Here is an 18249-nt window from a genome sequence, read left to right on the forward strand (position 1 = left end):
AGTGGTACTTATTCATAAGGATCGAAACTGAGGAGGTATTTTTATGTCATTGAAAAAAGAATACTTTGGGGAAATGCCGGATGGAAGAGAGGTAAGTCTCTACACCATCACAAATAAAAATGGTCTCGAGGCATCCATCACAGATCTCGGCGCCGTCTGGGTCCGCATGGTCGTTCCGGATAAAAATGGGGGTATGGACGATGTGATGCTGGGATTTGACGACGCGGCTGGTTATTTAAACAATGGTCCGCATTTCGGATCTGTTGTGGGCCGGATCGCAAACCGCACCGCGAAGGGAAAGTTCTCCCTGAACGGAAAAGAGTATACCCTGGCGGTGAACAATGGCCCGAACAACCTGCACAGTGGTCTGGATTACTATGACGCGCGTCTCTGGAACGCGAAGGAAGAGGCGGAAAACGCTGTCACCTTCACACTTCTGAGCCCGGACGGAGATCAGGGATATCCGGGAAATGCCATCGTATCCGTCACATATACGCTGACCGACGAGGATATGCTGACGCTGACATACCGTGTCCTTTCCGATGCGGACACACCGGTGAACCTGACAAACCATGGATATTTCAACCTCCTCGGCAATAACGGAGGTTCCATCCTCGACCACAAAGCTCGAATTCTTGCAGATTTTTACACCCCGTCCGATGAGACATCGATCCCAACTGGAGAGATCCGCCCGGTAAAGGGAACTCCGATGGATTTCACGGATTTCCATGTGATCGGGGATCGGATCGATGAGAATTTCGACCAGCTTGTCATGGGACGTGGATACGACCATAACTGGTGTCTCTCCCATGTCCGCGGCGACTTCGGACTTGCCGCGCAGATCTTCTCCGAGGAGAGCGGCAGAGCGATGGATGTCTATACAGACCAGCCGGGCGTGCAGTTCTATACTGCTAACTGGCTTGAGCAGGAGAAAGGAAAGAAAGGTGCGTTCTACCATGCAAGGACCGCATTCTGCTTTGAAACCCAGAACTTCCCGGATGCTGTCAACAAACCGCACTTCCCATCACCGATCGTAAAGGCAGGGAAAGAGTGGACGTCTGCGACAGGATATCGTTTTTATATTTATGAAAAATAATGACAACCCTTCATGGTTACAAGCAAAAATCCATTCCAGATCGGCTGCGCCGATGAGATTTTTGCTTTGCATAAAACTACTAAGGAATTATTGATATGAATAATTTAAGTGAACGCAGCATCAAGATCCTGGCATCCATGGGACTGATCCTTACGACGATGATCTGGGGATTTGCCTTCGTGGTTATGAAAAATTCTGTGGATGTGATCCCGCCGACATACCTTCTGGCGGTCCGCTTTTCCATGTCCGCGGTACTGCTCGCCCTGTTGTTCCATAAAAATATGATGAAAGCAGACCGGGAGACGGTCCTCTGCGGCGTGATCTTAGGCGCTTTTCTCTGCCTGTCCTATCAGTTCCAAACCTACGGTCTGAAGCACACGACAGCAAGCAAGAATGCTTTTATCACAACGCTGTATGTCATCATCGTGCCGTTCCTCTACTGGATCGTCAGTAAAAAGAGACCTACAGGCCGGAATATCGCCGCCGCGTTTCTCGCGGTCATCGGTCTTGCGCTTTTGTCATTGCAGGGAGATCTCTTGATCAATTACGGAGATTTTCTGACGCTGGTCTGCGGTCTGATGTTTGCGGTTCACATGGTATTTATCGACAAGTTTACAGAATGCCACGACCCGATCGCCCTGACGGTGATCCAGATCCTTGCAGCAGCTATTTTCAACTGGATCTGCGCACCGTTTCTTGACGGATCCTTTGATTTCACGGTCCTGATGGATAAGTCTCTGATCGGGGGACTGCTATACCTGGCAGTCTTCTCCACCACAGTGGCTTATCTCTTACAGAACAGCGGACAGAAATATCTGAGCGCATCTACATCGGCGATCCTTCTTTCCATGGAGTCGGTGTTCGGAACTCTGTTTTCCGTGATCTTTTTAAAGGATGTACTGACAGGAAAGATGTTGGCCGGATGTGCGCTGATGTTCGCGGCAGTTCTTTTATCGGAGCTCCCGCAGAAGAAAAAATAGCAGCTGTGAAGTCAATATAAACAGGAAAGAGGTTTCATGGGAAAAGCACTATTTATCGCCGAGAAGCCCAGCGTCGCACAGGAATTTGCAAAGGCGCTAAAGGTTTCCGGGAGAAAAGGAGACGGATATATTGAGTCCGACCAGGCTATCGTGACCTGGTGTGTGGGTCATCTGGTGACCATGAGTTACCCGGATGCCTACGATCCGGCCCTGAAACGCTGGAGCATGGAAACCCTGCCGTTTCTCCCGAAGACATTCAAATACCAGGTGATCGACGATGTAAAAAAACAATTTAAGATCGTGAGCGGGCTCTTAAACCGGGCGGACGTGGACACGATCTATGTCTGCACTGACTCCGGGCGTGAAGGAGAGTACATCTACCGCCTGGTGGAGCAGATGGCCGCGGTAAAGGGAAAGAACCGCCGCCGTGTCTGGATTGACTCCCAGACCGAGGATGAGATACTCCGGGGCGTCCGGGAGGCGAAGGACCTTGCGGAGTACGACAACCTTGCAGCCTCCGCATATCTTAGAGCAAAAGAAGATTACCTGATGGGTATCAATTTTTCCAGGGTGCTCACCTTAAGATACGGCCCATCGGTGGCGTCCTACCTGAGGGAAAAGCGGGCGGTGCTGTCCGTCGGCCGTGTGATGACCTGTGTCCTCGGTATGGTGGTCCGCAGGGAACGGGAGATCCGGGAATTTGTGAAGACTCCGTTCTACCGCGTCATCGGTTCCTTCGATGTCCCGGATCATGAGACTGCGGTCATTGAGGCGGAATGGAGAGCGGTGGAAGGCTCCAGATACTTCGGCACACCGGCGCTTTATAAGGAAAACGGATTTAAAGAACAAAAGACGGCGGAGGAGCTGATCCGCTTTTTAAGCGCCGACCCGATGGAAGGAACGCTCATCGCCCTTGATAAGAAAAAAGAGACGAAAAATCCGCCGCTTTTATATAACCTTGCGGAGATCCAGAACGACTGTTCGAAGATGTTCAAGATCAGCCCGGATGAGACCTTAAAGATCATCCAGGAGCTCTATGAGAAAAAGCTGGTGACTTACCCTCGAACGGACGCCAGAGTTCTCTCCACTGCGGTGGCGAAGGAGATCTATAAGAATATCGGCGGACTCCGGAATTTCGGACCTCTCGCGGACTTTGCCGCGAAGGTGCTGGACGGCGGAACCTGGAAACAGATCGCAGGGACGAAATATGTGAACGATAAGCAGATCACTGACCACTACGCGATCATCCCGACTGGACAGGGATTTGGAGCACTGAGAAGTCTAAATCCGCTGGCCGCGAAGGTGTATGAACTGATCGGACGACGTTTTTTAAGTATCTTTTATCCACCTGCGGTCTACCAGAAGTTTTCTCTGCAGATCGAAAAGCAGGGAGAGCAGTTCTTCGCGGTCTATAAGGTTCTTGCGGAGGCAGGTTACCTGAAGGTTGCGAACGTCCCGTCCAAGAAAAAAACAGATACTTCCGGAAACAGCCGGGGGGAAAATTCCGGCGCAGGACAGGAAAACCAGACGGAAGAACTGGATCCGGGTCATGATGAGAAGGCAAAGAATCTTCTTGCCATGCTGTCCGGTCTGAAAAAAGGACAGAAATTAAAGCTTTTAAAATTTGATATCAAGGAAGGTGAGACATCTCCACCGAAGCGCTACACCTCCGGTTCCATGATCCTTGCCATGGAGAACGCTGGCCAGCTCATCGAGGATGAGGACCTGCGGGCCCAGATCAAGGGAAGCGGCATCGGAACGAGCGCCACCCGGGCGGAGATCTTAAAAAAGCTGTTCAACATCAAGTATCTGGCACTGGCGAAGAAGACCCAGGTCATCACGCCGACACTTCTCGGGGAGATTGTCTTCGATGTCTGCCAGGCGTCCATGCGGCAGCTCCTGAATCCGGAACTCACGGCAAGCTGGGAAAAAGGCCTCACTTACGTGGCGGAGGGAACCATCACGCCGGATGAGTACATGGAAAAGCTGGAGCGTTTTGTGACGCTCAGGACAAACGGTGTCAAGCAGACGAACAACGCCTATATGCTGCGGCCGTATTTTGACGCTGCGGCTCAGTTCTATAAAAAATAGCAACAGGTCTGTTTCAATGCTGCAGCCGTTTGCAAAAGCTTATCGAAAATGCTTTCGGCGGTCCAGCCGTAAATAAATGCTGTCTGGCAAGATGGCAGATTGGAGAATCATTATGAAAAAAGAAGAGACTAAGATCGTCGATCTTTATGACCTTTCCCACACCCAGGCTGCGGATTTCCTCCGCCAGTTTACCTACCCGTGGGAGGCACTTGCCCATATTAAAGAGTTCATCCTCGAACTCGGAAAGACACTCCCGGAGGGTGAGTACGAGAGGCGCGGGGAGACCGTATGGGTCCATAAGACCGCAAGGGTGATGCCGAGTGCGTTTCTCGGCGAGAATATCATTATCGGAAAGGACACAGAGGTCCGCCACTGCGCGTTCCTCCGGGGAAATGCCTTAGTCGGAGAGGGAGCCGTCGTTGGAAACTCCACGGAGTTAAAAAATGTGATCCTGTTCGATAAGGTCCAGGTTCCGCACTACAACTATGTGGGAGATTCCATCTTAGGCTACCGCGCCCACATGGGAGCCGGTTCCATCACCTCAAACGTGAAGTCCGACAAGCTTCTCGTGAAGGTCCATGCGGAGGACGGCGATATCGAGACCGGGATCAAGAAATTTGGTGCGATGCTCGGTGACTGCGTGGAAATCGGTTGCGGTTCTGTTCTGAATCCAGGAACTGTTATTGGAAGGAACTGCAATATCTACCCGTTATCCAGCGTCCGCGGGTGCGTGGATGGGAATTCCATCTATAAGAAACAGGGAGAGATCGCTAAGAAGGTGCTGGAATAATTGATAACTGAAAAAAAGATGCTGCAAATGAAGGATCCATGCAATTATTAAACTAAAAGAACCACGATATTTATCTAGAAACTCATATGTTGAGTTTTTAACAAATATCGTGGTTTTATTTTTAGTATGGGAACCTATACTCTTAAATCACTTCGTGCCAAAAATACGGTCTCCGGCATCTCCGAGACCCGGACAGATATATGCGTTCTCGTTTAATTCACGGTCAAGGTGTCCGACATAGATCTGTACATCCGGATGTGCCTCGTGGAGTCTCTTTACACCTTCCGGAGCAGCGATGATGCACATAAATTTGATGTGTTTTCCGCCGTGCTGCTTGATGAAATCAATAGCTGCAACTGCGGAACCGCCGGTTGCGAGCATCGGATCTGTGACAACGATCGTTCTCTGCTCGATCGGATTCGGGAGTTTGCAGAAATATTCGTGCGGCTCATGAGTCTCCTCGTCGCGGTAGAGACCGATATGACCGATCTTTGCGGACGGAACGAGGGAAAGGACACCGTTTACCATTCCAAGACCTGCGCGCAAGATCGGAACGATCGCAAGTTTCTTACCGGCAAGCATCGGAGTCATACAGGTCTCGATCGGAGTCTCGACCTCAACGTCCTCCAGAGGGAGATCGCGGAGTGCCTCATATCCCATCAGAGTTGCGATCTCCTCAACAAGAGTACGGAACTCATTTGTTCCTGTGGTCTTCTTTCTTAACATGGAGATCTTGTGCTGAACCAGCGGGTGGTCAATATACGTTACATTTTCCATTAATAGATACCAGCCTTTCTGTGATCTGCCAAAGCCTATAGACCGATTGGCAGATCATGTTTTTTCCTTCCCTTTATCATACCAAAACGCAGGATAGAAATCAACCGGATCGTTTCTCAGATCATCTATTGTTATTTTGTTTCCGGTGAATATTTTACAAGGGCATAATCACCCGCCGCATGGCTCACCGGAACGATCAGGTAGATATCTCCGTCTTTTTCGTAGGAAAACGCCTGTGGGAATGTCCCGTCCTTTACGGAAGTAAAATCACATTCTGCAAAAACCGTCTGCCAGAGTTCTTTTCCACTGGACTTGATGGAATCCTTTACTTCAGCTGCTGTGTCCGCCGGTTCTACCACCACAACGTTATCGGAAGAAAGATATTCCGCGATGGAATCCGCATCTGCATACGCAGTCAGACCGATTGGTGATCCTGTATTTAAGTTCACAGAGACGGCATAGCGCACATTTGACGGATGGGCTGTTTCTGCAACGTTTACCATTCCGTGGAATGTAAATACCGCCTTGTTTTTATCGAGGGATACCAGATCACAGTTGATGGAAACCTCATCCTTTTCGGTGTCCAGTTCCCAGGCAGTGATGATCGAGGTCGCCTCTTTCTTTAAAAGCTCATTGACGGCCTGGGTCATGGATGCATCACGGAGATTGGAGAGGATCGGGTATTCGATGGAGACCTTTCCGGTCTTTTCGGTCGCGATCTTCGATTTCACGCTTAACGCGTCGGAGGCGTTGGAATCCTTTTGCGTCTCGACCTCAGAAGATCCGGCTTTTGAAGCATCCGTTTTTGAGGAGTCACTTTTTGAATTGTCTGCTGCCGGATCAGCCTTTGTTTCATTGGAAGTAGTTTCCGCCATGGTCTCCGCAGCGGACGTATGAATTCCAGAGATGTCCACAGCCTCGTGTTTTTTGCATGCGGTGATGGATAATGCGGCAAGCATTGTCAAAGCGGCAAATTTATAAAGATTTTTTCTCATAAGAAGATCAGCTCCTTTTATCGTATTTTAATGCGGCACCGGAATAGGCGAATGGAAGAAAGCCTGTCCGGTACCAGGTTTATCTTTCTAAGACAGTTATATTATATCATGAAGACCTGCCTCTTGTACATGAACGCCACATTACGATTTTTTTAAATAAATGAAAGCATTTCATAAGAAAACGCCGGGATCGTTGATAAGTAATTTTAAATACTCAATCTGCAGGAAGTATGTTATCATAAAATTAAAACCCGTCGCCGGTACAAATTCCGGTGATCTTATACGAAAACAGGAGGAGTACTTCCATGAAGTTATTATCACTTTCAGAGGAGTTAAAAAACAATTCTTATCCGGGAAGAGGAATCGTGATCGGAAAATCAGCCGATGGAAAGACAGCCGTGACCGCATATTTTATTATGGGAAGAAGCAGCAACAGCCGCAACCGTGTCTTTGTAGAGGATGGTGAAGGAATCCGTACTCAGGCGTTTGATCCGTCAAAATTAGAGGACCCGAGCCTTATCATCTACGCCCCGGTGCGCGTTCTCGGAAATAAGACCATCGTGACAAATGGCGACCAGACAGATACGATCTACGACGGAATGGACCGCCAGCAGACCTTCGAGCAGTCCCTGCGCTGCCGCGAGTTTGAGCCGGACGGCCCGAACTATACTCCGCGTATCTCCGGAATCATGCACATTGAGAACGGGAACTACAATTTTGCGATGTCCATCTTAAAGAGCAGTGATGGAAACCCGGAGAGCTGCAGCCGCTTTACATACGCATATGAGAAGCCATTAAGCGGTGAGGGACGTTTCATCCACACTTACATGAACGATGGAAATCCGCTTCCGAGCTTTGAGGGTGAGCCGAAACGCATTGCCATTGAGGGCGATATCGACAGCTTCACAAAGAATGTATGGGAGAGCCTGAATGAGGACAACAAGGTATCCCTCTTTGTCAGATTCATTGATATCGAGACCGGAAAGTATGAGACAAGAATCGTAAATAAAAATCACTAGTCGTATCAAAAGGAGAAAAACAAATCATGAATGAAATGGAATTAAAATACGGCTGCAACCCGAACCAGAAGCCGTCCCGTGTGTACATGGAAGACGGAAGTGATCTTCCGATCACAGTCTTAAACGGAAAGCCGGGCTACATCAACCTTCTCGACGCGTTGAACGGCTGGCAGCTCGTTAAGGAATTAAAGGAAGCGACAGGTCTTCCGGCAGCGACTTCCTTCAAGCATGTTTCTCCGGCAGGTGCCGCAGTAGGTCTTCCGATGGATGAAGTTTTAAGAAAGATCTACTGGGTGGACGATCTCGGTGAGCTTTCCCCGCTTGCAAGCGCTTACGCGAGAGCGAGAGGCGCAGACCGTATGTCTTCCTTCGGCGATTTTATTTCCCTTTCCGATGTCTGCGATGTTGACACCGCAAAGCTTATCAAACGCGAGGTGTCCGACGGCGTCATCGCTCCGGGATATGAACCGGAAGCTCTTGAGATCTTAAAACAGAAAAAGAATGGAAAATATAATGTGATCCAGATCGATCCGTCCTACGTTCCGGCACCGGTCGAGCACAAACAGGTATTCGGTGTGACCTTTGAGCAGGGAAGAAATAACTTAAAGATCGATAAGGAACTTTTATCCAACGTTGTGACAGAGAACAAGGAGATCCCGGATTCCGCAAAGATCGACCTTATGATCTCCCTGATCACCTTAAAATACACACAGTCCAACTCCGTATGCTACGTGAAGGGCGGACAGGCCATCGGTATCGGCGCAGGACAGCAGTCCCGTGTCCACTGTACACGTCTTGCGGGTCAGAAGGCAGACAACTGGTTTCTCCGTCAGGCTCCGCAGGTATTAAACCTTCCGTTTATCGGCAAGATCAAACGTGCGGACCGCGACAACGCCATTGACGTTTATATCGGGGACGAGTATATGGATGTTCTCGCAGACGGTGAGTGGCAGAAAGTATTCACCGAAAAACCGCCGGTATTCACAAAAGAGGAAAAACGCGCATGGCTCGACAAGATGCAGGATGTGGCCCTCGGCTCTGACGCCTTCTTCCCGTTCGGCGACAATATCGAACGTGCCCACAAGAGCGGCGTAAAGTATATCGCACAGCCGGGTGGATCTGTCCGTGACGACAACGTGATCGATGTGTGCAACAAATACGGAATGGCGATGGCATTCACCGGTATTCGTCTGTTCCACCACTAAAATCTCCTTGCAATTTTCATGTTCTTATGATAGAATTATATGCGGCTGTTGAAATACACAGCCGCGAAGATATGCCGGCGTGGCGGAATGGCAGACGCATCAGACTCAAAATCTGACGGGGGTAACTTCGTGCCGGTTCAAGTCCGGCCGCCGGCAGAAACGAAAAGACATGACTTTCTCACGATGGTCGTGTCTTTTTTGCATAAAAGGAAATTCTGATAAGAGGAGGCGTGTTCCATGACCTGTGTGGAAGCAGAAAAAATGGTGGTCCCGTATATGAAGGATGAACTGTCCCCGACTGAACTGGAAGATTTTCTTGACCATATCCATACCTGTGAGAACTGCCGGGAGGAGCTGGAGATCCACTATATGGTGGATGTGGGTTTAAAAAAGCTGGATGAAGCGGATGGAACATACGATATCGTGGGAGATCTGAAACGAAAGGTCGCAGAATCCTACCGTTCGCTGCGCCATATTTCCATGTTTCAGATCACAACCTATGCAGTCTCAACGCTGACTGGAATGGCTCTGATCGTCATGATCCTTTTGCAGCTTCGGATCTGGAATACGTTTGGATTTCTATAAAGAGATGTCTGACGGATCATCACAGATCCTTTTAAATATTATCGAAAACAGGAGTGAACATGGAAAAACTTGTACTGATCGACGGTCATAGCATCTTAAACCGCGCGTTCTACGGAGTGCCGAACCTGACAAACTCGGAAGGTCTCCACACGAACGCGGTCTATGGTTTTTTAAATATCTTATTCAAGGTTCTCGATGAGGAGAAAGCGGACTACCTGGCGGTGGCCTTTGACTTAAAAGCGCCGACCTTCCGACATAAGATGTTCGACGCCTACAAGGGAACAAGAAAACCGATGCCGGAGGAGCTTCACGAGCAGGTACCGCTTATGAAGGAAGTTCTGACGGCCATGGGTGTTCCGATCCTCACAAAAGAGGGATATGAGGCGGACGATATCCTTGGAACCATCGCGAAACGTGAGCAGAAAGACGGATATGAGGTGACGATTCTCTCTGGAGACCGGGATCTTTTACAGCTTTCCGATACCCATATCCGGATCTGTCTTCCGAAGACAAGCCGTGGAACCACAGAAGTACACAACTATTACCCGGAGGACGTGATCCGGGAGTACCAGGTAACACCGGAGCAGTTTATCGAGGTGAAGGCCCTGATGGGCGACCAGTCTGACAATATCCCGGGTGTTCCGTCCATCGGTGAGAAGACGGCGACAAACCTGATCGTACAGTACCAGAACCTGGAGAACATCTACGCCCATCTCGAGGAGGTAAAACCGCCCAGGGCAAAGAAGGCGCTGGAGGAACACAAGGACCTTGCAGATCTCTCCCTGAAACTTGCAAGAATCTGTATCGATGCCCCCATTGAGTTTTCCATGGCGGACGCGAAGCTGGAAAATCTCTACACGCCGGAAGCTTACGAATATATGAAACGTTTGGAGTTTAAATCCATCGCAGCAAGATTCGGCGAGGGGATCAGGAATGAGAGCGGACCGGAAAAGCAGTTTGTCCTCGTGGAAGATTTCTCAGAGGCGGACGCGCTCTTTGAAAAGGCAAAAAAAGAAGAGCGCATCGGTATGGAGCTTCTCGCGGAGAACGGCTCCGTGACAGCTCTCGCTTTAAGCTTTGAGGAGACCGGAAGCTATACTTTCCCGGTCGGCGGCTTTATGACAGAAAGCTATATCGCCGGAAAGTATGAAGAGCTCTGCCGCACAGGCCATGCCTGGGTGCTGGATCTCAAGCATTCTTTGCCGTTTGCGAAGCTTTCCTACGGGGATACCGTCTACGATGCGGGTGTCGCGGCGTACCTTTTAAATCCGTTAAAGGACACTTATGGGTACGATGACATTGCGAGGGATGTTCTCGGCATGACGGTTCCGTCAAGGGCAGACCTGATCAAAAAGATGTCTTATAAGGACGCCTGCGCGAAAGAACAGGATAATTTTATCCGCATGGCGGGACTTATGGCCTACACCGCTTTTGCTGCCGGGAAACCGCTATCAGAGCGTCTGGCAGCAGAAGGAATGGAGGACCTGTACCGGAATATCGAGCTTCCGCTGATCTATACGTTATTCCACATGGAAGATGAGGGAATTGCGGTCCGCCGGGAAGAACTCACCGCCTACGGCGGGAAATTGAAGAAACAGATCGCCGTTCTCGAGAAGGAGATCTGGGAGATGACAGGACAGGAGTTCAATATCAACTCCCCGAAACAGTTAGGCGAGATCCTGTTTGAGAAGATGCAGATCAAGGGCGGAAAAAAGACAAAGACCGGCTATTCCACAGCGGCAGATGTCCTTGAAAAGCTCGCCCCGGATTACCCGGTGATCCAGAAGATCTTAGATTACAGGCAGTATACAAAGTTAAATTCCACCTACGCGGACGGTCTGGGAACATATATCAAAGAGGATGGCCGGATCCACAGCCGCTTTAACCAGACGATCACGGCGACAGGCCGGATCTCCAGCACGGAGCCGAACCTCCAGAACATTCCGATCCGCATGGAGCTTGGACGGGAGATCCGGAAGGTCTTTGTCCCGCGGGACGGATTCCTGTTCCTGGATGCCGACTACTCCCAGATCGAGCTGCGCGTTCTCGCCCACATGTCCGGCGATGAGCGTCTGATCGAGGCATATAAGACTGCCCAGGATATCCACGCCATCACGGCATCCCAGGTATTCCATATCCCGTTAAACGAGGTGACACCACTGCAGCGCCGCAACGCGAAGGCGGTCAACTTCGGGATCGTGTACGGGATCAGTGCCTTTGGGCTCAGCGAGGACCTGAGCATCTCCAGAAAAGAGGCCATGGAGTATATCGAGCGGTATTTTGAGACTTACCCACAGGTCAAGACATTTCTTGACAGCCTTGTGGCTCACGCAAAGGAACAGGGGTACGTCACCACCATGTTCGGACGCCGCCGCCCGGTGCCGGAGTTAAAATCTTCGAACTTTATGCAGCGTTCCTTCGGCGAGCGCGTGGCGATGAACTCTCCGATCCAGGGAACCGCTGCCGATATCATCAAGATCGCCATGATCCGGGTGGACGAGAGACTGAGAAGAGAGAACCTCCGCTCCAGGCTGATCCTGCAGGTACACGATGAGCTTCTCATCGAGACGGCGGAGGACGAGAAGGAGACAGTTATGAAGATCCTGTCCGAGGAGATGCACCATGCGGCATCCTTAAAGGTGGAGTTAGAGATCGACATGCATGACGGAAAGAACTGGTTTGAGGCGAAATAAATGGAACAGAAGAAGAAAATTATTGGAATTACAGGCGGTGTCGGCGCTGGAAAGAGCAGTGTGCTGGCGGTATTGAAAGAGGATTTTGGAGCGAAGATCATTCTGGCGGATCTTGTGGCCCACGATCTCATGGAGCCGGGAAGCGAGGGACTGAAAAAAGTCACGGAAGCCCTCGGAACCTCATTTCTCGACCCGGACGGGTCCGTGGACCGGAAGGCACTGGCGGATGTGATCTTCCGCAATAAGGATGCGTTAAGGACCATGAACTCCATCATCCATCCGCTTGTGTGGAAGACCATGAAAGAGGCAGCAGAAGCGGCTGAGGAGCAGCTTGTGATCATCGAGGCGGCAGTCTTTGACACCGCGCCGAAGGATCTCTTTGATGAGCTGTGGTATGTCTACACCACAAAGGAGAACCGGATCATCCGCCTTATGGCAAACCGGGGCTACAGCCGTGAAAAGTGCGAGGATATCATCGGAAGACAGGCATCGGAGGAAGAGTACCGCGCGCTCTGCGACCGGGTCATCGACAACAATGGGGACGAGTCCGATATCAAACGACAGCTGAAGGAGATTCTGGAATGAGATTTGTTAGTATCGCCAGCGGCAGCAGTGGAAACTGCATCTACACAGGAACGGAGGAGAGCCACATCCTGATCGATGCCGGTATCAGCGCGAAGCGGATCGAGCAGGGGCTCAACGAGGTTGGATTAAAGACAAGCGAGCTGGACGGGATCTGCATCACTCATGAGCATTCTGACCATGTGAAGGGACTCGGCGTCCTCGCGAGAAAATATGAAGTCCCGATCTACGCGACGGAAGGGACGTTAAATGAGATTAAGAATATCAAGGGTCTTGGAGAGTATCCGGAAGAGCTTCTTCACCCGATCCTTCCGGACACGGAGTTCGCCCTGGGGGATCTGACAGTCAAGCCATTTCACATCGATCACGATGCCGCAGACCCGGTGGCATACCGGATCCAGTCGGGAAACAAGTCCGTTGCGGTAGCGACGGACCTCGGCCATTTTAATCAGTATACCGTCGACCATCTGCTGGATCTGGACGCGGTGCTTCTGGAGTCCAACCATGATCTCAGAATGCTGGAGACGGGACCGTATCCGTACTACTTAAAGCGCCGCATCATGGGGGATTTCGGACATCTTTCCAACGAAAACGCAGGGCGTCTCTTGAACTGCATTTTAAGCGGCAGATTGAAACATATATTACTCGGCCATCTGAGCAAGGAGAACAATATTCCGGAGCTGGCCTATGAGACTGTACGTCTGGAGATCGACATGGGAGATTGTCCGTACCATGCAGACGATTTCCATCTGGCCGTGGCGAAGCGGGATGAAATGTCGGAGATCATCAGCCTGTAGTCAGAGAGAATGTCCCGGCATATTCGGGCGTCCCGCGTATTGTACGGAATTTTCAGTTCGGAAAATTCCTATCTGTGTACAGTAACTCACTTACATCTTTACGCTGGTGCATCTCAAAAAAAGCTTGCATCTTATGGGATGTAATGATATATTTTAAGAAAATTTTTATGCTTTAACACTGTATAATGCTACCTTTCCCGAGATTCCCGCCTTTCAATAGAACATATCTGCCGGGCCGGATCAAATTAAGATACGTGGAAGGCACAACACAAGGAGGAAAATTTTCATGGATAAAGTTATTATCACTGTAGTAGGAAAAGACACCGTAGGCATCATCGCAAAGGTATGTACATATCTTGCGGACCATAAAATTAACATCCTTGATATTTCCCAGACCATTGTTCAGGAATATTTCAACATGATGATGATCGTGGACGGAAGCGGCGCAAGCGTTTCATTCGATGAAATGGCTTCCGGTCTCGATGAGATCGGTGCTGGAATCGGCGTCAACATCAAGTGCCAGCGTGAAGAAATCTTTACAAAGATGCACCGTATTTGATTAGGGAGAGGGAAAAGATTATGATTACACGTCTGGAAGTAAATGAGACTAACAATATGATCGAGCACGAGAACCTGGATGTCCGTACCATCACCCTTGGCATCAGCCTTTTGGACTGCTGCGACTCCGATCTCGATAAATTAAATGAAAAGATCTACAACAAGATCACGACTCTCGCTAAGGATCTGGTTCCGACAGGAAAACAGATCGAGCGCGATTTCGGAATCCCGATCGTAAATAAGAGAATTTCCGTGACACCGATCGCCCTGGTGGGCGGTGCCGCATGTAAGAGCCCGGAAGACTTTGTGACTATCGCAAAGACCCTGGATCGCGCGGCAAAGACGGTGGGCGTCAATTTTATCGGCGGATATTCCACTCTTGTATCCAAGGGCATGACGACAGCCGATGAAAATCTGATGCGTTCCATCCCGCAGGCGTTAAAAGAGACAGATTTCGTCTGCAGCTCCATCAACGTCGGCTCCACAAAAACAGGTTTAAATATGGATGCTGTCCGTTTAATGGGCGAGATGGTCGTAAGAACCGCGGAGTACACAAAGGACAACGACTGCTTAGGCTGCGCGAAGCTTGTTATTTTCTGCAATGCACCGGATGACAACCCGTTCATGGCAGGTGCATTCCACGGTGTCACAGAGGCTGACGCGATCATCAATGTAGGTGTTTCCGGACCTGGTGTTGTAAAAACAGCGCTGCAGTCTGTCCGCGGCGCTGATTTCGAGACGTTATGTGAGACTATTAAGAAGACGGCATTCAAAATCACCCGTGTAGGCCAGCTTGTTGCGAAAGAGGCATCCGCACGCCTCGGTATCCCGTTCGGCATCATCGATCTGTCCTTAGCGCCGACTCCGGCTGTGGGCGATTCCGTTGCTGAGATCTTAGAGGAGATCGGTTTAGAGCGCGCAGGCGCACCGGGTACAACGGCTGCCCTCGCTATGTTAAATGACCAGGTAAAGAAAGGCGGCGTTATGGCATCTTCCTACGTCGGCGGTCTTTCCGGCGCATTTATCCCTGTCAGTGAGGATCAGGGAATGATCGACGCGGTCAATGAGGGTGCGCTCACCATTGAAAAATTAGAGGCTATGACCTGCGTATGCTCCGTGGGTCTTGACATGATCGCAGTTCCGGGAGACACAAGTGCCGCGACCATCGCCGGAATCATCGCGGACGAGGCGGCGATCGGCATGGTAAACCAGAAGACAACGGCGGTCCGCCTGATCCCGGTAATCGGAAAAGGTGTGGGCGAGACGGTAGAGTTCGGTGGTCTTTTAGGACATGCGCCGATCATGCCGGTGAACTCATTCAGCTGTGAGAAATTTGTAAGCAGAACCGGACGGATTCCGGCTCCGATCCACAGCTTTAAGAACTAAACAGGAGAAACTATGAGAATCTATCTGATCCGTCACGGCAGGCAGAACAGCCCGCTTTGTAATGTAAATGTGCCGCTTTCCGACGCTGGTAAGCGGCAGGCAGAGCTTCTCGGGGAGAGGCTGAAAAAAGAATCCATTGACGCCGTCTGGTCGAGTGATCTGATCCGAGCATGTGAGACAGCCGATATTATCAATGACAAGATCCAGGCACCGCGGATCATCCGGGAAGGTCTCAGGGAGATCTCCTTCGGTGAGCTGGAGGGACTTTCCGACGATGTGATCATGGAGCGCTACGCGGATTTTTTTGCCGCCAGAGCTACCATGAAGGAGGATCTTCCGTATCCGGGCGGGGAGAACGCTGCAGATGTGATCCGTCGGGCCGTTCCGGTTATGGATGAGATTGCAAAGTCTGGCGCAGAGACCGTAGCTGTCGTCACCCATGGGGGCGTGATCCGGAGTCTTGTGACCCATTATCTCCATATGGACGGCGCATATGTTCCGCTGCTCGCGAAGCATCTGGAAAACTGCGGGATCACGGAATTTTATTACCGGGAGTCCGACGGGGAGATGTTGTTAAACCGTTTTAACGATTTCGCCCATCTGATGGATGAGTTGGAGCTTTTGCGCGGCGGTTGGGGAGAGAAGAAGTGATGGAAAAGAGAGAGATTCACAGTGTACTCACTGATTTTTTAAATGAGCGTCTGATGCAGGTTACGGCCAGCGGACAGGCGGAGAAGAACGATTTTCTGAAAGCCAAGATCCGTCCGGTGCTGACGAAAGGTGTCCTGCATTTTCAGGCAGAGGAGTTTATCGGAAAGCAGGCATTCCACAAGAATCTCACCGCGGAGGAAGCGGTGGATTATCTGGAAGGTCTTATGGAGACAAGCTTCCGGCAGCTTCAGCTGGAGGCACAGGATAAGAGTGGGACGGTTCTTGTGAGCAAGAAGGGGAAGATTACCGTGAAGGTGAAGAAGAAGGCTGCTATGGCAAACGTGGCAGCTTCCGCTTCCGGCCAGGATAGCGGGTCCACCGGCGGTTCGGATGCGGCTCTTCAGGCTGCATGGGCGAACGGACTTTCCCATAACCGAAAGAAACGGTATATCCTGGAAGAGGGAATTCCGGTTCCGTTCCTTGTGGAACTTGGTGTCCAGACGAAGGAAGGGACGATTGTCCACGCAAAATATGACAAATTCCGCCAGATCAACCGGTTTCTGGAGTTTATTGAGGATGTGCTTCCAAAGCTTGATAAGAATCAGGAGACCAGGATCATTGATTTTGGCTGTGGAAAGTCTTATCTGACCTTTGCGATGTACTATTATCTCAAGGTCTTAAAGGGCTATCCGGTGCGGATCACTGGTCTGGACCTGAAGACAGACGTGATCGAACACTGTTCCCGTCTTGCGAAGAAGTTTGGATATGACTCACTGGAGTTCCTTCATGGGGATATTGCTTCCTACGAGGGAACAGATGAGGTCGATATGGTCGTGACGCTCCATGCGTGTGATACTGCGACGGATTACGCGCTGGAAAAGGCGGTCCGCTGGAATGCGAAGGTGATCCTGTCAGTTCCCTGCTGTCAGCATGAGGTGAATAAGCAGATGGAGAGCGAGTTGTTTGCGCCGGTGTTTCATTATGGAATTATCAAGGAGCGGATGGCAGCGCTTTATACAGATGCCCTTCGTGCGGAAGTGCTGGAGGCTATGGGATACCGGGTGCAGATCCTGGAGTTTATCGATATGGAGCACACGCCTAAGAATCTTTTGATCAGGGCAGTGAAGCAGGGGAAACGGAAGGAGAACCGGGAGGCGATCGAGGCGATCCTGAAGGAGATTCATACGGAACCTACGTTGTATCGTTTGTTGATGGAAGAGAAGTAAATGGAGCAGCCGCAATGGATTTCATGAGTGAGGTGTAAGGGTATGAGAAAATATATGGTATTATGTTTGACTGCCGCACTGCTCATTTCTGGCTGCCTGAACCAAACGAATGAAAGTGCAGACACCTCAACAGAGACAGAGGAATACGTGCTTAGCACACCGGATACATACAAAAATTTAGAGAGCTTTATCTATGCATATCAGACTTCAGACTCGCCTAATATACGATCAGAACTTCCAACCGAGCGGATTTACTGGATCAATGATAACAATCCATGGAAGACATCCTTGAAGGACATTCAGGTCCGGGAGGGATATTTTTCCTGCCACTATGACAATGGATTTGTCCTATTTACACACAGACTTTCTGATGGAAAGAGTGGTTTGGAGACAATGATCAGAAACAATCCAGACGCAGGTTCAAAAGAAGTACAGGATGGTTTTGAATATTATTATTCGGAAGAAGAGGAGCAGAGAGACTATTTATGGCTCCAGGATCAGACGAATATGCTGGAATTAACGATTCCTAAGAATGTAGAATTAAATTTAAATGAATTGATTTCATTTTTGGAATATCAAACCATCAAATAGAATTTATATGCCGCCCGGATCCATGAAAAGGAACGAGCGGCTTTTAGTATTTTAGTATAAATTAAATTTTTACTTAGATAGTTTACATAATATAATTATGTCAATCAAAAGTAAAAAATTTTGTACTTTATAGTTAGCGGTTAATAAATGGCTTAGATACAAGGATTATAGCATAAAGTACAAAAATGTGAACCTCACATGACTAAAGTCACATGCTTCTCAGCCGT

General features: G+C 49.9%; 17 protein-coding genes and 1 tRNA gene. 16 read left to right on the top strand and 2 right to left on the bottom strand.

The window, feature by feature from the left end:
* The first annotated feature begins 43 nt into the window (after positions 1-43).
* From DW677_RS05045 to DW677_RS05060, 4 genes are all read left to right on the top strand, one after another.
* Positions 44-1096 (top strand): aldose epimerase family protein, encoded by a 1053-nt coding sequence (locus DW677_RS05045; protein ID WP_117470245.1) that lies wholly within the window; start codon positions 44-46, stop codon positions 1094-1096.
* A gap of 95 nt (positions 1097-1191) precedes the next feature.
* The gene (locus DW677_RS05050; RefSeq protein WP_117566595.1) at positions 1192-2076 is read left to right on the top strand and encodes a DMT family transporter; all 885 of its coding nucleotides are present in this window, start codon (positions 1192-1194) and stop codon (positions 2074-2076) included.
* A 36-nt stretch (positions 2077-2112) separates the two neighbouring features.
* Positions 2113-4167, top strand: coding sequence for a DNA topoisomerase (locus DW677_RS05055; RefSeq protein ID WP_117566596.1), 2055 nt, complete (start codon positions 2113-2115; stop codon positions 4165-4167).
* A 112-nt stretch (positions 4168-4279) separates the two neighbouring features.
* On the top strand, positions 4280-4957 hold the full coding sequence (locus DW677_RS05060; protein ID WP_117566597.1) for a UDP-N-acetylglucosamine pyrophosphorylase: 678 nt from the start codon (positions 4280-4282) through the stop codon (positions 4955-4957).
* 147 nt (positions 4958-5104) lie between these two features.
* Here DW677_RS05060 and upp read toward each other — a convergent pair whose 3' ends face one another.
* Complete coding sequence (upp, locus tag DW677_RS05065; RefSeq protein ID WP_015554563.1) at positions 5105-5734, bottom strand: uracil phosphoribosyltransferase; 630 nt, start codon at positions 5732-5734, stop codon at positions 5105-5107.
* Between the two features lie 131 nt (positions 5735-5865).
* Entirely contained in the window at positions 5866-6729 is an 864-nt protein-coding gene (locus DW677_RS05070) for a hypothetical protein (protein ID WP_117470250.1), read from the bottom strand.
* Between the two features lie 305 nt (positions 6730-7034).
* On the opposite strand from DW677_RS05070, the gene DW677_RS05075 reads away from it, so the two are divergent.
* From DW677_RS05075 to DW677_RS05130, 12 genes are all read left to right on the top strand, one after another.
* On the top strand, positions 7035-7748 hold the full coding sequence (locus tag DW677_RS05075; protein WP_021904996.1) for an IMP cyclohydrolase: 714 nt from the start codon (positions 7035-7037) through the stop codon (positions 7746-7748).
* A gap of 26 nt (positions 7749-7774) precedes the next feature.
* The gene (locus tag DW677_RS05080) at positions 7775-8953 is read left to right on the top strand and encodes a phosphoribosylaminoimidazolecarboxamide formyltransferase (RefSeq protein WP_117566598.1); all 1179 of its coding nucleotides are present in this window, start codon (positions 7775-7777) and stop codon (positions 8951-8953) included.
* A 73-nt stretch (positions 8954-9026) separates the two neighbouring features.
* Positions 9027-9109 (top strand) — tRNA-Leu (locus DW677_RS05085).
* 81 nt (positions 9110-9190) lie between these two features.
* The gene (locus DW677_RS05090) at positions 9191-9538 is read left to right on the top strand and encodes a zf-HC2 domain-containing protein (RefSeq protein ID WP_015554559.1); all 348 of its coding nucleotides are present in this window, start codon (positions 9191-9193) and stop codon (positions 9536-9538) included.
* Between the two features lie 59 nt (positions 9539-9597).
* Complete coding sequence (gene polA, locus DW677_RS05095; RefSeq protein WP_117566599.1) at positions 9598-12231, top strand: DNA polymerase I; 2634 nt, start codon at positions 9598-9600, stop codon at positions 12229-12231.
* The gene (gene coaE, locus DW677_RS05100; RefSeq protein ID WP_117483602.1) at positions 12232-12816 is read left to right on the top strand and encodes a dephospho-CoA kinase; all 585 of its coding nucleotides are present in this window, start codon (positions 12232-12234) and stop codon (positions 12814-12816) included. It abuts the gene before it with no gap.
* Positions 12813-13610 carry an MBL fold metallo-hydrolase gene (locus tag DW677_RS05105; protein WP_117470254.1) on the top strand — a complete coding sequence of 266 codons (798 nt, stop codon included), beginning with the start codon at positions 12813-12815 and terminating at the stop codon, positions 13608-13610. Before coaE ends, DW677_RS05105 begins: the two co-directional genes overlap by 4 nt.
* A gap of 286 nt (positions 13611-13896) precedes the next feature.
* Positions 13897-14169 (top strand): ACT domain-containing protein, encoded by a 273-nt coding sequence (locus DW677_RS05110; RefSeq protein ID WP_015554555.1) that lies wholly within the window; start codon positions 13897-13899, stop codon positions 14167-14169.
* A gap of 20 nt (positions 14170-14189) precedes the next feature.
* On the top strand, positions 14190-15554 hold the full coding sequence (locus DW677_RS05115; RefSeq protein ID WP_117566600.1) for a PFL family protein: 1365 nt from the start codon (positions 14190-14192) through the stop codon (positions 15552-15554).
* Between the two features lie 12 nt (positions 15555-15566).
* Positions 15567-16205 (top strand): histidine phosphatase family protein, encoded by a 639-nt coding sequence (locus DW677_RS05120; protein ID WP_117503926.1) that lies wholly within the window; start codon positions 15567-15569, stop codon positions 16203-16205.
* Entirely contained in the window at positions 16205-17431 is a 1227-nt protein-coding gene (locus DW677_RS05125; protein ID WP_117503928.1) for an SAM-dependent methyltransferase, read from the top strand. Before DW677_RS05120 ends, DW677_RS05125 begins: the two co-directional genes overlap by 1 nt.
* Before the next feature lie 42 nt (positions 17432-17473).
* Positions 17474-18022, top strand: coding sequence for a hypothetical protein (locus DW677_RS05130; RefSeq protein WP_015554552.1), 549 nt, complete (start codon positions 17474-17476; stop codon positions 18020-18022).
* Positions 18023-18249 lie beyond the last annotated feature (227 nt).

The organism is Clostridium sp. AM25-23AC (assembly GCF_003435125.1).
Taxonomy (GTDB): domain Bacteria; phylum Bacillota; class Clostridia; order Lachnospirales; family Lachnospiraceae; genus Pilosibacter; species Pilosibacter fragilis.

Bases quoted from the DNA above. Each gene is read 5' to 3' on its own strand.
- coaE (WP_117483602.1), top strand. From the start codon at position 12,232: ATGGAACAGAAGAAGAAAATTATTGGAATTACAGGCGGTGTCGGCGCT.
- DW677_RS05055 (WP_117566596.1), top strand. From the start codon at position 2,113: ATGGGAAAAGCACTATTTATCGCCGAGAAGCCCAGCGTCGCACAGGAA.
- DW677_RS05090 (WP_015554559.1), top strand. From the start codon at position 9,191: ATGACCTGTGTGGAAGCAGAAAAAATGGTGGTCCCGTATATGAAGGAT.
- DW677_RS05130 (WP_015554552.1), top strand. From the start codon at position 17,474: ATGAGAAAATATATGGTATTATGTTTGACTGCCGCACTGCTCATTTCT.
- DW677_RS05120 (WP_117503926.1), top strand. From the start codon at position 15,567: ATGAGAATCTATCTGATCCGTCACGGCAGGCAGAACAGCCCGCTTTGT.
- polA (WP_117566599.1), top strand. From the start codon at position 9,598: ATGGAAAAACTTGTACTGATCGACGGTCATAGCATCTTAAACCGCGCG.
- DW677_RS05105 (WP_117470254.1), top strand. From the start codon at position 12,813: ATGAGATTTGTTAGTATCGCCAGCGGCAGCAGTGGAAACTGCATCTAC.
- DW677_RS05050 (WP_117566595.1), top strand. From the start codon at position 1,192: ATGAATAATTTAAGTGAACGCAGCATCAAGATCCTGGCATCCATGGGA.
- DW677_RS05125 (WP_117503928.1), top strand. From the start codon at position 16,205: ATGGAAAAGAGAGAGATTCACAGTGTACTCACTGATTTTTTAAATGAG.
- DW677_RS05075 (WP_021904996.1), top strand. From the start codon at position 7,035: ATGAAGTTATTATCACTTTCAGAGGAGTTAAAAAACAATTCTTATCCG.
- DW677_RS05110 (WP_015554555.1), top strand. From the start codon at position 13,897: ATGGATAAAGTTATTATCACTGTAGTAGGAAAAGACACCGTAGGCATC.
- DW677_RS05115 (WP_117566600.1), top strand. From the start codon at position 14,190: ATGATTACACGTCTGGAAGTAAATGAGACTAACAATATGATCGAGCAC.
- DW677_RS05045 (WP_117470245.1), top strand. From the start codon at position 44: ATGTCATTGAAAAAAGAATACTTTGGGGAAATGCCGGATGGAAGAGAG.
- DW677_RS05060 (WP_117566597.1), top strand. From the start codon at position 4,280: ATGAAAAAAGAAGAGACTAAGATCGTCGATCTTTATGACCTTTCCCAC.
- DW677_RS05080 (WP_117566598.1), top strand. From the start codon at position 7,775: ATGAATGAAATGGAATTAAAATACGGCTGCAACCCGAACCAGAAGCCG.
- upp (WP_015554563.1), bottom strand. From the start codon at position 5,734: ATGGAAAATGTAACGTATATTGACCACCCGCTGGTTCAGCACAAGATC.
- DW677_RS05070 (WP_117470250.1), bottom strand. From the start codon at position 6,729: ATGAGAAAAAATCTTTATAAATTTGCCGCTTTGACAATGCTTGCCGCA.